Annotated in this window: 14 protein-coding genes and 1 other RNA gene; 10 read left to right on the top strand and 5 right to left on the bottom strand. The window is 41.5% G+C overall.

Annotation, left to right across the window (positions count from 1 at the left end; all coding sequences use genetic code 11):
- Window positions 1-135 precede the first annotated feature (135 nt).
- Complete coding sequence (locus K1F36_RS13470) at window positions 136-516, bottom strand: LysM peptidoglycan-binding domain-containing protein (protein ID WP_207036734.1); 381 nt, start codon at window positions 514-516, stop codon at window positions 136-138.
- 262 nt (window positions 517-778) lie between these two features.
- On the opposite strand from K1F36_RS13470, the gene rpsA reads away from it, so the two are divergent.
- From rpsA to ppk1, 9 genes are all read left to right on the top strand, one after another.
- Window positions 779-2614 carry a 30S ribosomal protein S1 gene (rpsA, locus tag K1F36_RS13475; RefSeq protein ID WP_207036736.1) on the top strand — a complete coding sequence of 612 codons (1836 nt, stop codon included), beginning with the start codon at window positions 779-781 and terminating at the stop codon, window positions 2612-2614.
- A 114-nt stretch (window positions 2615-2728) separates the two neighbouring features.
- Window positions 2729-3265 (top strand): bifunctional pyr operon transcriptional regulator/uracil phosphoribosyltransferase PyrR, encoded by a 537-nt coding sequence (gene pyrR, locus K1F36_RS13480; protein ID WP_220114295.1) that lies wholly within the window; start codon window positions 2729-2731, stop codon window positions 3263-3265.
- Between the two features lie 6 nt (window positions 3266-3271).
- Entirely contained in the window at window positions 3272-4198 is a 927-nt protein-coding gene (locus K1F36_RS13485; protein WP_127136996.1) for an aspartate carbamoyltransferase catalytic subunit, read from the top strand.
- 1 nt (window position 4199) lies between these two features.
- A complete protein-coding gene (locus tag K1F36_RS13490) occupies window positions 4200-4532 on the top strand; it encodes a ribonuclease Z (RefSeq protein WP_220114296.1) in 333 nt (110 codons plus the stop codon).
- Window positions 4533-4565: 33 nt separating this feature from the next.
- Entirely contained in the window at window positions 4566-4931 is a 366-nt protein-coding gene (locus K1F36_RS13495) for a four helix bundle protein (RefSeq protein WP_220114297.1), read from the top strand.
- A gap of 37 nt (window positions 4932-4968) precedes the next feature.
- The gene (locus tag K1F36_RS13500) at window positions 4969-5880 is read left to right on the top strand and encodes a ribonuclease Z (RefSeq protein ID WP_220114298.1); all 912 of its coding nucleotides are present in this window, start codon (window positions 4969-4971) and stop codon (window positions 5878-5880) included.
- Window positions 5881-5946: 66 nt separating this feature from the next.
- Window positions 5947-6594 (top strand): pyridoxamine 5'-phosphate oxidase, encoded by a 648-nt coding sequence (pdxH, locus tag K1F36_RS13505; protein WP_220114299.1) that lies wholly within the window; start codon window positions 5947-5949, stop codon window positions 6592-6594.
- Between the two features lie 11 nt (window positions 6595-6605).
- Window positions 6606-7094: a SixA phosphatase family protein gene (locus tag K1F36_RS13510; protein ID WP_220114300.1), complete on the top strand. Its 489-nt coding sequence runs from the start codon at window positions 6606-6608 to the stop codon at window positions 7092-7094.
- Window positions 7095-9170 (top strand): polyphosphate kinase 1, encoded by a 2076-nt coding sequence (ppk1, locus tag K1F36_RS13515; RefSeq protein WP_220114301.1) that lies wholly within the window; start codon window positions 7095-7097, stop codon window positions 9168-9170. It abuts the gene before it with no gap.
- 17 nt (window positions 9171-9187) lie between these two features.
- On the opposite strand, the gene K1F36_RS13520 is transcribed toward ppk1, so the two are convergent.
- Both K1F36_RS13520 and K1F36_RS13525 read right to left on the bottom strand, forming a co-directional pair.
- On the bottom strand, window positions 9188-9769 hold the full coding sequence (locus tag K1F36_RS13520; RefSeq protein ID WP_220114302.1) for a MiaE family protein: 582 nt from the start codon (window positions 9767-9769) through the stop codon (window positions 9188-9190).
- A 53-nt stretch (window positions 9770-9822) separates the two neighbouring features.
- A complete protein-coding gene (locus K1F36_RS13525) occupies window positions 9823-11652 on the bottom strand; it encodes a DNA polymerase III subunit gamma/tau (RefSeq protein WP_258539070.1) in 1830 nt (609 codons plus the stop codon).
- Between the two features lie 66 nt (window positions 11653-11718).
- On the opposite strand from K1F36_RS13525, the gene rnpB reads away from it, so the two are divergent.
- Window positions 11719-12041: RNase P RNA component class A (gene rnpB, locus K1F36_RS13530), an RNA gene on the top strand.
- On the opposite strand, the gene K1F36_RS13535 is transcribed toward rnpB, so the two are convergent.
- Window positions 12038-12577, bottom strand: a complete 540-nt coding sequence (locus K1F36_RS13535) for an RsmD family RNA methyltransferase (RefSeq protein WP_220114303.1) — start codon at window positions 12575-12577, stop codon at window positions 12038-12040. The two genes, rnpB and K1F36_RS13535, sit on opposite strands and share 4 nt — an antisense overlap.
- Entirely contained in the window at window positions 12578-13336 is a 759-nt protein-coding gene (locus K1F36_RS13540; protein ID WP_417944271.1) for a DUF3822 family protein, read from the bottom strand.
- Between the last annotated feature and the right edge of the window lie 10 nt (window positions 13337-13346).

Raw genomic sequence — 13346 nt, forward strand, 5'->3', positions numbered from 1 at the left:
AAACTTAAAGTGGCCGGAATTTCTTCCGACCACTAGTGCCCCAAGGGCGCTTTTATCAATTCTATAAATGTCACATCGAGCGGAGTCGAGATGTAAATAAATAAGTTCTCGACTGCGCTCGAACTGACAACGTCTTTACAAATTCGGAATCTTCAAAACTTGGTCCGGATGTATAACATCAGGATTCTTTAATTGATCGGTATTTGATTCGAATATCTTATTGTATTTCATCGGGTCCCCATAGTAATGCTTGGAAATCTTGCTCAAAGATTCCCCACTTTTTACAGTGTGGTATGCATATACGGAGTCATCCTCCACCGTTATATTTGCTTTAATGTCCGAAGGGTTTTCGCCGCCTATTTCTTTGATTTTGTCCCACAGCAAGTTTTTTTCATACTGGGTTTTGGTCATTCCCTTTATTTTTAAAACGTCGCCTTCAACGTTTACATCGCCGTTTTTCACTTCCAATTTCTCACCTAGGTCCAATACAGGTTGATACTTTGCTTTTACACTCATAAGGGTACTTTTTTACAGTTAATAATTAGAACTCTCAAGATAATCAATCTGCCTTTATTTTGCCATTAAATAATTGTAATACTTTTTTTGCGGAAACCTTGCTTGTATGCTTTGTATATCAATAATTTAATTGTATTTTTGCACCCCTTTTGGCAAGGAGGCAAGAGAAAAAAGGGAATTTAGAAGATCAATTTAAAACCACTTCCGCGGTAATTGTTCAACTCTTGTAAAAACGTGGAATACAAATTTTAATCAGCAAAGCATGGCTGAAGAAAAACAAAACGTTGAGGTAGAAGAAACTACCGCAGCACCAGTAAAAGAAGAAACACAACCCCAACAAGATCCAAAGGAATTTCTTGAAAATTTTGATTGGGACAAGTACGAAGAAGGAATTGAGCGCGTAGACGATACTAAGCTTAAGGAATTCGAAACACTTGTAGAGGAAAACTTTGTGGACACTGCCGATGAGGAAGTAGTGGAAGGAGAAGTTGTCCACATGACGGACCGTGAGGCCATCATTGACATCAATGCCAAGTCCGAAGGTGTAATTTCCTTGAATGAGTTCCGATACAATCCTGACCTAAAAGTTGGTGATAAAGTTGAGGTACTTATTGATATCCGTGAAGACAAGACCGGTCAATTGGTATTGTCTCACAGAAAAGCAAGAACCATTAAGGCGTGGGAGCGTGTGAACAACGCCCACGATAAAGAAGAAATCGTTACAGGTTTCGTTAAATGTCGTACCAAAGGTGGTATGATCGTTGACGTATTCGGTATCGAGGCGTTCTTACCAGGTTCTCAAATCGATGTGAAGCCTATCCGTGATTACGATCAGTACGTAGGCAAGACCATGGAGTTCAAAGTAGTGAAGATCAACCACGAGTTCAAGAACGTAGTGGTATCTCACAAAGCTTTGATCGAAGCGGACATCGAAGAACAGAAAAAAGAGATCATCGGCCAGTTGGAAAAAGGTCAAGTATTGGAAGGTGTCGTCAAGAACATTACATCTTACGGGGTATTTATCGACCTTGGAGGTGTGGATGGATTGGTACACATTACCGACCTTTCCTGGAGCCGTATCAACCACCCGAACGAGGTTGTGGACCTAGACCAGAAATTGAACGTTGTTATCCTTGATTTTGATGATAACAAGTCAAGAATCCAGTTGGGTCTTAAACAATTGGAGAAACACCCATGGGATGCCCTTGGTGATGAAATCAAAGTTGGTGACAAGGTAAAAGGTAAAGTAGTTGTAATCGCTGATTATGGTGCATTTATCGAAGTTGCAGAAGGTGTTGAAGGATTGATCCACGTTTCTGAAATGTCTTGGAGCACTCACCTTAGATCTGCTCAGGATTTCGTAAACGTAGGTGATGAGGTTGAAGCAGTTGTATTGACCTTGGATAGGGAGGATCGTAAAATGTCGTTGGGTATCAAGCAATTGACTCCTGACCCATGGACCGATATCACTTCTAAATATCCTGTTGGATCACGTCACAAAGGAATCGTTAGAAACTTTACCAACTTTGGTGTATTCGTAGAGTTGGAAGAAGGAATCGACGGTTTGATCTATATCTCCGACCTTTCTTGGACCAAGAAAATCAAGCACCCATCCGAATTTGTTACTGTAGGTGACACGTTGGAAGTGGAAGTATTGGAATTGGACGTAGAAGGACGCAAATTGAGCCTTGGTCACAAGCAGACCACAGAGAACCCTTGGGACAAATATTCCGATGAGTTCGCTGAAGGCACAGTGCACACTGCTGCAATCGCAGAGGTTGTTGACAAAGGAGCTACAATCAACTTCAACGAGGATATCGTTGGGTTTGTTCCACAACGTCACATGGAAAAAGAAGACGGCAAGAAACTTCAAAAAGGAGAAGAGGCCGAATTCAAGATCATCGAGTTCAACAAAGATTTCAAGAGAGTTGTGGCCAGCCACACTGCAATCTTTAGAGAGCAAGAAGATAGAAATGTGAAGGCTGCTGCCAAGAAAAGAGCTGCATCTAGTGATGAAGCCGCTCCGACCCTTGGAGATGCCAACTCACAGTTGCAAGCATTGAAAGACAAGATGGAAGCTGATTCCAAGAAAAAGTAATTAGACTTTTCAATAATATAAAGCCCCGCTGGAAACAGACGGGGCTTTTTTATGTCCCGAAAATTTAAAGAATTCCTTACTTTTGTATTCAACCGAGTTGGTCGCACATAGCATATGAGTCAAAAAGTTCTGCTTACTTCAAAGGAAATCAACATCATACTGCACCGGTTGGCCTGTCAACTAATGGAAAATCATTTGGATTTTACCGATACCGCATTGATCGGTATTCAACCCAGAGGTGTTTTTTTGGCTGAACGATTGGTAAAGATTCTCAAAAAGGAATACAAGATCAAACATATAGACCTTGGTTTCTTGGACATCACTTTTTTTAGAGACGATTTTGGACGAGGGGAAATCCTCAAGGCCAACTCCACACAGATGAATTTTTTGGTGGAAGATAAAAAAGTGGTGTTTATTGATGATGTCCTCTATACGGGAAGAAGCATTAGGTCGGCCCTTACGGCCATCCAATCCTTTGGAAGACCGAGCAATATAGAACTCTTGACCTTGATTGATAGGCGATTTAGTCGACACTTGCCCATACAGCCTACTTACCGTGGTAGACAGGTAGATGCCATAAACGAGGAAAAAGTCAAGGTGATGTGGGAAGAAAACGACGGTGAAGATAAAGTATATTTAGTAAGCAAATAATAGAAAATGAGCGAGTTAAGTGTAAATCACTTGTTAGGAATTAAGTATCTGAACAAAAAGGATATATCGCTCATTTTTGAAACGGCAGACCATTTTAAAGAAGTGATCAACCGTTCCATTAAAAAAGTGCCCACCCTTCGAGATATTACCATAGCCAATATCTTTTTTGAGAACAGTACCCGTACAAAACTCTCTTTTGAACTCGCGGAAAAACGGCTTTCTGCCGATGTGGTGAACTTTTCGGCAGGGCAATCTTCCGTGAAGAAGGGAGAGACCCTTATCGATACCGTGAACAATATCCTGTCCATGAAGGTGGATATGGTGGTGATGCGACATCCCAATCCTGGAGCTGGAATCTTCTTGTCCCAACACGTGAAGGCATCTATTGTAAATGCAGGCGATGGTGCTCACGAACACCCGACACAGGCATTATTGGACTCCTTTTCCATCCGGGAAAAGCTGGGCGATGTAGGTGGAAAAAATGTGGTTATTGTTGGGGATATACTGCATTCCCGAGTGGCACTTTCCAATATTTTTGCACTTAAATTGCAAGGAGCCAACGTAAAAGTCTGCGGTCCAAAAACCCTTATTCCCAAGCATATTGAATCCTTGGGCGTTGGAGTTGAAACGAACCTAAGAAAAGCGTTGGAGTGGTGCGATGTGGCCAATATGCTCCGCGTACAGAACGAGCGGATGGATATCAGCTATTTTCCGTCCACTCGTGAGTATACCCAACAATTCGGGGTCAACAAGGAACTGCTGAACAGTCTGGACAAACAAATTGTGATCATGCACCCGGGCCCTATCAACCGAGGTGTTGAAATTACAAGTGATGTGGCCGATTCCGACCAGTCCATAATTCTGCACCAAGTGGAAAACGGAGTGGCCGTGCGAATGGCCGTACTTTACCTATTGGCATCAAAAATTAAGTAACATGATTTTCGACAAAGACGGGACAACAACCATTGTTTTTCAGGAAAAAACCACATTATCTGGATTTTTGGAGAACCTCAATAAGGCTTATCCCAAAATAAAGCACGACAACATTGTCATCAACCTTTTTTCATTTGACAAACTGAAGGTCAACGATATCTTGGAGTTTTTAGACCTTTCCAACACTCATAAAGCTGGTGGGCAATCCTTTGTTTTGGTGACCGATAAGTTAAGTTATGATGAAGTTCCCGACGAAATCAGTGTGGTGCCTACCCTGCAAGAGGCCAAGGACCTTATCGAAATGGAGGAAATTGAACGCGATCTAGGAATTTGAAAGTTAAAAGTGCAAAATTAAAAATTGTTTAGTTTGGCAGGTCAAAATATCATATATACCAAGAGTTTTGATTTTGCTTTGGAAATAATACGGATTACCAAGTACTTGGAAAAAGAGCAGAAGGAGTTTGTATTATCAAGACAGTTATTGAGGTCGGGCACTGCAATCGGGGCATTGGTTAGAGAGGCCGAACATGCGGAGAGTAAAAAGGATTTTATACATAAAATGTCTATTTCCTTAAAGGAGGCCAATGAAACTAGGTATTGGTTGGACCTTTTGAGAGAATCAAATTCAATCGGAAGCTTGGATTTTACCAAGGTTGATGACGAAATACAACAAATAATTCGATTATTGGCTTCTATAGTAAAGTCTTCAAAGTTGAATTATTCGAAAACATAATGGGAATTTTCAACTTTCCATTTTAAATTTATCATTAGTGAAACTAACAGTACTAGGTTGCTATGCCGCTACACCACGAACATTTACCAATCCCACTTCCCAGGTACTTGAAATAAAGAACCATCTTTTTTTGATTGATTGCGGTGAAGGGACCCAAGTGCAACTTAGAAAGTATAGGGTCAAGTTTTCCAGAATTAACCACATTTTTATTTCCCATCTCCATGGAGACCATTTTTTTGGGCTTCCAGGGCTCATATCAACTTTTAGATTGTTGGGTAGGGACAAAGAACTCCATATTTATGGTCCAAAGGGAATCAAACAGGCCATCACATTATTTTTGAAATTGGGCGATTCATGGACCAACTACCCCTTGATCTTCCATGAGTTGGAATCAAAAGGGTCTGAACTCATTTTTGAAGATGATAAGGTTACGGTAAGAACGGTTCCGTTGATCCATAGGGTCTATACCAATGGTTTTTTGTTTGAGGAAAAGGAGGCTCCCCGAACCTTGGATATCGAAGCAGCGAGAAAATTCGGTGTGGATAAGAGCCAGTTCAACAATATTAAAAAAGGGGTTGATGGTGTCGATAGCTACGGAACAGTAGTACCCAATAAAAAGCTCACTTTGGCCCCTCCTGCACCGAAAAGCTATGCTTTTTGTAGCGATACCATGTACAACGAAACCGTTTTGCCCATCATTAAAGATGTGACCGTACTTTACCACGAATCCACTTTTTTAGATTCTGAGGTACATCTGTGCGAGAAAACAAAGCACTCTACATCCAAACAGGCAGCACTGATTGCAGAAAAGGCCAATGCAAAGCTTTTGATACTCGGGCACTATTCAACGCGCTACAAATCCATAGAACTGTTCAAAAAAGAGGCGCAAGAAGTTTTTCCAGTTGTAGAATTGGCCGACGATGGCAAGGTGTTCGATTTTGATGTCTGAAAAAATTACAAAACTTTTACAAATCCGTTGCTTTGAGGTGACCCTATTTTTGCCGAACTTCACATTATGCAAAAAGACCTTGGCGATTACAGGAAATCTTACGAGAAAAGCGAACTGACCGAAGTATCAGTAAAGGAAAACCCCATGGAACAATTTCAAAAATGGTTCTATGAGACAGAGGCTTCAGATGGAGTTGATGAGCCAAATGCTATGACGGTTTCCACCATAGGTTTGGACGGCTTCCCAAAAAACAGGGTGGTCCTGATGAAAAAATTTACTTTTGAAGGCTTTATTTTCTACACCAATTACCACAGCGAAAAAGGTAAGGCCATCGAGGCAAACCCATCAGTATGCCTATCTTTTTTTTGGCCCAACATGGAACGTCAGGTCATTATAAAAGGTAAAGCAGAGAAAATCCCGGAAAATCTTTCGGACGGTTATTTTGAATCACGTCCGCATGGGAGCCAATTGGGAGCAGTGGTTTCGGACCAGAGCCAAGTGGTGCCGTCCCGTGAATATTTGGAGGACAAGTTGAAGAATCTTGAGCAAAAATATGATGGAAAAGAAGTGCCCAGACCTGAATATTGGGGAGGGTATCTCATAAGACCTATTTCCATTGAGTTTTGGCAGGGTCGCCCCAATAGGTTGCATGATAGAATTAGATATTCCCTACAAGAAGATTTCGATTGGAAAATAGAACGATTGGCACCATAAAACCCACAACAATGAAACAAATTATATTGATGAGGCACGGAAAGTCCTCCTGGGATTACGATGTCTCCGACAAGGACCGCCCATTAAAGGAAAGAGGCATTAACGACGCCCACATGGTTGCCAAGACCTTTGGACTACATGCACCTGCAATCGATTTTATATATTCCAGTCCCGCCAATAGGGCCTTGCACACCAGTATGATTTTTATGAGGAACCTTGAATTTGATCTTTCAAAATATAAAGTCACCAATGCACTTTACGATTTTTCGGGCAATAGTGTAGAGCAATTTGTGAAAAAGCTCGACAATAGTTTGGCCACCGTTGCAATATTCGGGCATAATTATGCCTTCACCTCGCTTGCAAATACTTGGGGAGATCAGTATATTGAGAACGTTCCCACTGCCGGACTTGTCCATATTACATTTGGTGTGGATGAATGGTCTAAAATATTAGAAGGAACTACTAAACAAATGGTCTTTCCAAAACACTTGAAGAAATAAATGATTAAAACAAAGAACGAATATATAAATCGGGAAATCAGTTGGTTACATTTTAATGCAAGGGTGTTGCAAGAGAGCAAGGACCCTCGAGTCCCACTGATAGACCGACTTCGCTTTTTAGGGATTTTCAGTAATAACCTGGATGAGTTTTTTAAAGTAAGGTACGCAACGGTAAAGCGGATTGTAGATGCTGGAAAAACGGGTAAAAGTGTTTTGGGAGGTGAAAGGGCCAAGGATCTTTTGGAGGAAATCACCAAAATTGTAATCAACCAGCAGACACGTAGCCTTGAAATTTTTAAACAGATAGATAAGGAGCTGCGGGAAAAGAATATTTTCATCATCAGGGAGACCGAGGTAAATGAAAGTCAGGCCGAGTTTATTCGGGACTATTTCTTTAAAAAGGTGAACCAGGAGTTGATGACCATCATACTGAACGACCTTACCGAGTTTCCTCTTCTAAAGGACACAGCAGCCTATTTGGCCGTTAAAGTGGTGATGAAAAACGGAACCGCCCGAAAAAAGCACAACCGATATGCATTGATCGAGATTCCCAAAGGTATCGACCGTTTCGTTGTATTGCCCAAAGAAGGGGATAAGGACTACGTGATCATGTTGGATGATTTGATTCGCTTTTGTCTGGACAGTGTATTTACCATGTTCGATTTCGAATCCATTTCCGCCCACATGATCAAGATAACAAGGGATGCAGAACTGGATATCGATAACGATTTGAGCAAGAGTTTCATCGAGAAAATATCTTCCAGTGTGGAGCACAGAAAAATAAGTGATCCTGTACGCTTTGTATACGATAAAAGCATCGATAAGGATACGTTACAGTTCCTAAAGGAAAAAATGGACATTATGGGCACGGATAGTGTGATTCCTGGTGGTCGTTATCATAATAGAAGGGATTACATGGGCTTCCCGAGCTTGGGGAGACATGACCTTATGTACGATAAAATTGAGCCACTTCCTGTGAAAGGACTCAGCATGAAGGGTAGTTTGTTGGATATGATCGCCCACAAAGATTATGTGATCTATGCGCCTTATCATACCTTCAGTTATGTGACCAAGTTTCTGCGAGAGGCCGCTTTGGACCCAAAAGTTCGTAGAATACAGATTACAATTTATCGATTGGCAAGCGACAGCCAGATTGCGTCCGCTTTGGTAAATGCCGTAAAGAACGGTAAGCAGGTTACCGTACAGATTGAGTTGCAAGCTCGCTTTGATGAACAGAACAACATTGAGTATGCCAATTACTTGCAAGATGAAGGCGTAAACCTAATTTTTGGTGTGCCCGGTCTCAAGGTCCACAGTAAAATCTGCTTGGTGGAACGGGAAGAGGAAGAAGGTATCAAGCGTTATGGGTTCATCAGTACCGGTAACTTCAATGAGTCAACGGCGAAAATCTATACCGATTATACCTTATTTACGGCTCATCAGGGTATTCTTAAGGATATGAGCAAAGTGTTCGGATTTTTTGAGACCAACTATAAAATCAATAAGTATAAGCACCTGATTGTTTCCCCACATTATACCAAATCGACTTTTACCAAGTTGATCGATAAAGAGATCGCATTGGCCAAAGCAGGCAAAGAGGCTTACATCAAAATAAAGATGAACAGCCTTACTTCCTATAAAATGGTGGATAAGTTGTACGAGGCCAGTAGAGCGGGAGTAAAGATTAAAATGATCGTTCGGGGTATTTGCTGTCTGATTCCCGGAGTTGAGGGCATGAGCGAAAATATTGAGGCCATTAGTATAGTGGATAAGTTTTTGGAACACCCCAGACTGTTCATTTTTGGTAATGATGGAGACCCAAAAATCTATATTTCTTCAGCGGATTGGATGACACGTAATCTCGATTTTAGGGTAGAGGTTGGCTGTCCCATTTACGACCCGGATATTAGACAAGAACTGCTCGATACGTTTGAGATATCGTGGAAGGATAATTCCAAGGCAAGGATATTTTCCGAAAAGCAGGACAACGCCTACAGGAAAAAGTTGAAAGGGCAACCCGAACTAAGGTCGCAATTTGAAATGTATGATTATTATAAGAAGAAATTGGAAAATTAGATGAACTATGACTCGGCTTAACCGTGCATGGTTTCCTTTTTGCCAAGGTCCCTCATGAGTTGGGCCTCATATTCCAAGAGGTCTTCCCATTTTTGGTTTACCTCTTCCGTATTGCCGTATTTCCGTGCAAATTTTAGGAACATGGTATAATGATTGGCTTCGCTTACCATTAGGTTCCGGTAAAATTCGGACAGTTCTTCATCGGCTATTTCTTCGGAGAGTAATCTAAAGCGTTCGCAGCTTCTGGCCTCAATCAAAGCGGCGTATAAAAGTTTGTGAACCAAATGTGTATCCCTACTTCCACCTTTAGGGAAAAATTTCATCAGTTGGATTACATATTCATCCTTGCGTTCGCGGCCCAAGACCCATCCGCGTTTCAAAATTTTATCATGGACCATGTTAAAGTGACCCATTTCTTCACGGGCCAGGGCAGTCATTTCTTTGACCAGCTCTGATTTTTCAGGAAAACCGATTATCAATGAAATGGCAGTGCTGGCGGCCTTCTGTTCGCAATAGGCATGATCGGTCAAAATTTCCTCAATATTCTTTTCTACAATGTTTACCCATCTTGGGTCCGTTGGAAGCTTTAGGCCTAGCATGAATATATTTTTTTGATATTATGGGTGCAAAGATAACTGGAAAGAACGGGATCTTAAAAATCCAGGTCAAACTCCTTGCGCAGGAGCTCGATATTCGGGTTCTTTTCTTTCAATTTCTCATACTTTTCCTCTGGAGTAAAAGCGAACTTTTTGGCGATCTCCTCATTTACGGTTATGTAAAGGGAAATGGAATAGTTGTTCAGTTTTTGTTTGAGGTAGTCCAGCATTAGACTTTGTTCCCGTTCAATCTCTTTTTTCATGGTGCCGTTCGGCAACTCAATCCAAATTACATGGTCGTTTTTAAGCTTTGGAACATCTGTTTGAAGGTTACTGGCCAATATTTTCCTTCCCTGTCTTTCCAGTTCATGTACAAAATCATCCCAATGCTGCTGCATTTCCGATTCTTCAAAAGCATCTTTGGGAAGGTCTTTTTCGTCGATATTCGGGGATTTGGTATTCTCATGTGCCCTTTTCACCTTGATACTGGACAACGATAGCCCTGAAACCCTTTTTTCGGACCCCTTGATTTGTATTTTTTTAGGTTGATAAGGTTCCTTAGGTTCACTGATCAGCTCTTTTTCAATTTCTTCTTTAGGAGTTGAAACCTCATCAGCGGGCGTTGGTTTCGTTGCCGAGGGTATTGTTCCCTTTTTTTCCTCAATCTGAGATGTAGTTTGCACGGTTTCTACACCCTTGTGTTCTGGGGCTTTGGTTCCGTTCGTATTGATATTTTTTTCTTTGAAAAAGGATGCTGGGATTATGAAACTAGAGTTTTTTTTTTCTCCATCATAGGTGATGGACGCTAATTTCATGAGGGTGAGCTCTACAAGGAGCCGTTGATTTTTACTGCTCTTGTATTGCAGGTCACAATCGTTGGCCATATCAATGGCTTTTAACAAGAACTGTTTCGAAGTCTTTTTGGCTTGCTCTTGGTAGTGTTTTGCCACATCCTCTCCGACCTCAAGCAAGTTTAAGGTATCAGGATGCTGGCAAACCATTAAATCCCTAAAGTGGGAAGCCAGCCCCGTGATAAAGTGGTGGCCGTCAAAACCAAGTGAGAGTGTTTTGTTGAACAAGAGCAATAGTTCAGGAATATTGTTCTCAAGAATCAAATCGGTTGCAGAAAAATAAATGTCGTAATCTAGAACGTTGAGGTTTTCCGTTACGGCCTTTCTGGTCAATTCTTTTCCCGAGAAGCTCACTACACGATCAAAAATGGACAAAGCATCCCGCATGGCGCCATCCGCCTTTTGGGCAATAATGTGCAATGCACTTTCCTCGGCTTGTATGCCTTGCTGTTCGGCTATGTACTTCAGATATTCCGAGGCATCCTTTACCGTTATTCTTTTGAAATCAAAAATTTGACATCTGGAGAGTATGGTCGGGATAATTTTGTGCTTTTCCGTTGTAGCCAAAATAAAAATGGCGTGTTTTGGCGGCTCCTCCAGCGTCTTCAAAAAGGCATTGAATGCCGATTGCGAGAGCATATGGACCTCGTCGATGATGTAAACCTTGTACTTTCCTGTTTGTGGAGGAATGCGTACTTGGTCAATCAAACTACGGATATCATCCACGGAGTTATTGGAAGCGGCATCCAGCTCAAAAATATTGAAAGCAAAATCCTCGTCCTCCCGTTCTGTTCCGTCTTGATTGATTTTTTTTGCCAAGATACGTGCGCAGGTAGTTTTTCCGACACCTCTTGGTCCGCAGAACAATAAGGCCTGTGCCAAGTGATTGTTCTCAATGGCATTCAGCAACGTATTGGTAATGGAGGATTGTCCCACAACATCCTTGAATGTTTGGGGTCTATATTTTCTTGCTGATACAATAAAGGGTTCCAATACGCTGAAAAAATAGATTTCATACAAATATAAAAATAGCATTGGCCAAAGTTGAACCCAATATGGGAGTTACCACTTTTTTTATTAACAATTGGATTACCTTTGCGCTCAGCAGGCCACCTTATCGCTGCAAGTATGGGCGACCAAACTTGAAGAGGAAAGTCCGGACACCATAGTGCGGCATAGCGGGTAACGCCCGTCCGCCGTGAGGCGAGGACCAGTGCAACAGAAAGCAAGTACAGTTCGGCTGTAGTGAAATCAGGTAAACTCTATGCGGTGAAACGTCATGTAAACCAATGTTCGAGGGCTGCACGCCCGAGTTGGAGGGTAGGCGGTTGGAACACTTGGGCAACCATTTGTCTAGATAAATGATAAGGAGTTCCCAATTTAATTTGGGGTGCACAGAATCCGGCTTATGGCCTGCTTTTTATTCTATTTCAAAAAAACTGAATATACTTCCGCCGTATTTGCGTTTTTCCGAAAATTGATGATGCTCGGAAAGATTGGTCTGGTCAGAATGTTCAATGATCAAAACACCATCATCCAAAAGGAGTTGCTTTTCAAAAACCAAATCGGCAATTTTTAAAAACTGGTCGGTGCTAAAATCATAGGGAGGGTCGGCAAAAATAAGGTCGAATTTTTCCGGTGTGCCCTCTAAAAACTTAAACACGTCCGATGTTATAGTATCGATGGAAAACTCGAGTTCCTGAGCGGTCTTCGAAATGTATCGGACACATCCAGGAAAACCATCAACGGCGGTAATGTTTTTAGCTCCACGGGATGCAAATTCGTAGCTTATATTTCCGGTACCGGAAAATAGGTCCAATACCTTTAATTCGTCAAAATAGAAACGGTTGTTCAAGATGTTGAACAGGGCCTCTTTGGCCATATCCGTGGTCGGGCGTACGGGCAGCTTTTTAGGTGCCGTCAATCTTTTGCCCTTATATTTTCCTGAAATGATCCGCATTTACAGTGCGCTTAATATGGAAAAGTCAATGCTTTCGTTTTCCAACTGTTCCAAAGTAAAGGAGGGATTGCTGGGAACAAAAACGGATATGTTTTTTACGTATTGGTAACAGAGCTCGTAAATAGGGTCGTCCTCTTCAATAACACCGAATAATTTGAGTTGTATTTTTTCCAGGTCCATGTCCAATTGCTCCAAACTGAACAACAAATAGTAGAGAAAATCTTCCTTGTTCTTGAACTCAAATTGATTATAAAAGAGCAGTTTTTTCTCCGATACCACCAACATCTCCATCTCTCTTTCGGATACCTGTATGTAGCATGTGGGCTCTGATGAAGTTCTGTTGTGGTTTAGCAGTGCGTTTATGAGAACTGTTCCGCTGTGCTTAAACTCAAACTCCCCAAATAGCTCAAAAATGTAGTTGTTGATATTGGTATAGGGAATATAAACATTTACAATATCCTGATTGGGGATTTCATCGTATGCTATAAGATCGCTGGCCATGATCTTGGCGTTGAACTTAAGATAGTTTGGCAACTCTTCCTTGTTGAAAAGTGGCTTTGGCACCAAACCGAACATATTGTTCTTGTGGATGACCAATACCTCGGAAAAGTCTTTCCCGATTTGATTTTGATTGCCCAACTTTTCCTTTAGCTCTTTGAGCATCAGATATGGGGTGAGCTGGGTTTTAAAACTTACCCTCTCAAAAGCAACAATTTTGTTGGTAATGGTATCCACTACACAAAAAGAAAGTCCATTCAAGCCAGCTTGA

Origin of the sequence: Flagellimonas abyssi, from assembly GCF_019457905.1 — a bacterium.
Taxonomy (GTDB): Bacteria; Bacteroidota; Bacteroidia; order Flavobacteriales; family Flavobacteriaceae; genus Flagellimonas; species Flagellimonas abyssi.

Bases quoted from the DNA above. Each gene is read 5' to 3' on its own strand.
- K1F36_RS13470 (WP_207036734.1), bottom strand. From the start codon at position 516: ATGAGTGTAAAAGCAAAGTATCAACCTGTATTGGACCTAGGTGAGAAA.
- rpsA (WP_207036736.1), top strand. From the start codon at position 779: ATGGCTGAAGAAAAACAAAACGTTGAGGTAGAAGAAACTACCGCAGCA.
- pyrR (WP_220114295.1), top strand. From the start codon at position 2,729: ATGAGTCAAAAAGTTCTGCTTACTTCAAAGGAAATCAACATCATACTG.
- K1F36_RS13485 (WP_127136996.1), top strand. From the start codon at position 3,272: ATGAGCGAGTTAAGTGTAAATCACTTGTTAGGAATTAAGTATCTGAAC.
- K1F36_RS13490 (WP_220114296.1), top strand. From the start codon at position 4,200: ATGATTTTCGACAAAGACGGGACAACAACCATTGTTTTTCAGGAAAAA.
- pdxH (WP_220114299.1), top strand. From the start codon at position 5,947: ATGCAAAAAGACCTTGGCGATTACAGGAAATCTTACGAGAAAAGCGAA.
- K1F36_RS13510 (WP_220114300.1), top strand. From the start codon at position 6,606: ATGAAACAAATTATATTGATGAGGCACGGAAAGTCCTCCTGGGATTAC.
- ppk1 (WP_220114301.1), top strand. From the start codon at position 7,095: ATGATTAAAACAAAGAACGAATATATAAATCGGGAAATCAGTTGGTTA.
- K1F36_RS13520 (WP_220114302.1), bottom strand. From the start codon at position 9,769: ATGCTAGGCCTAAAGCTTCCAACGGACCCAAGATGGGTAAACATTGTA.
- K1F36_RS13525 (WP_258539070.1), bottom strand. From the start codon at position 11,652: ATGCTATTTTTATATTTGTATGAAATCTATTTTTTCAGCGTATTGGAA.
- K1F36_RS13535 (WP_220114303.1), bottom strand. From the start codon at position 12,577: ATGCGGATCATTTCAGGAAAATATAAGGGCAAAAGATTGACGGCACCT.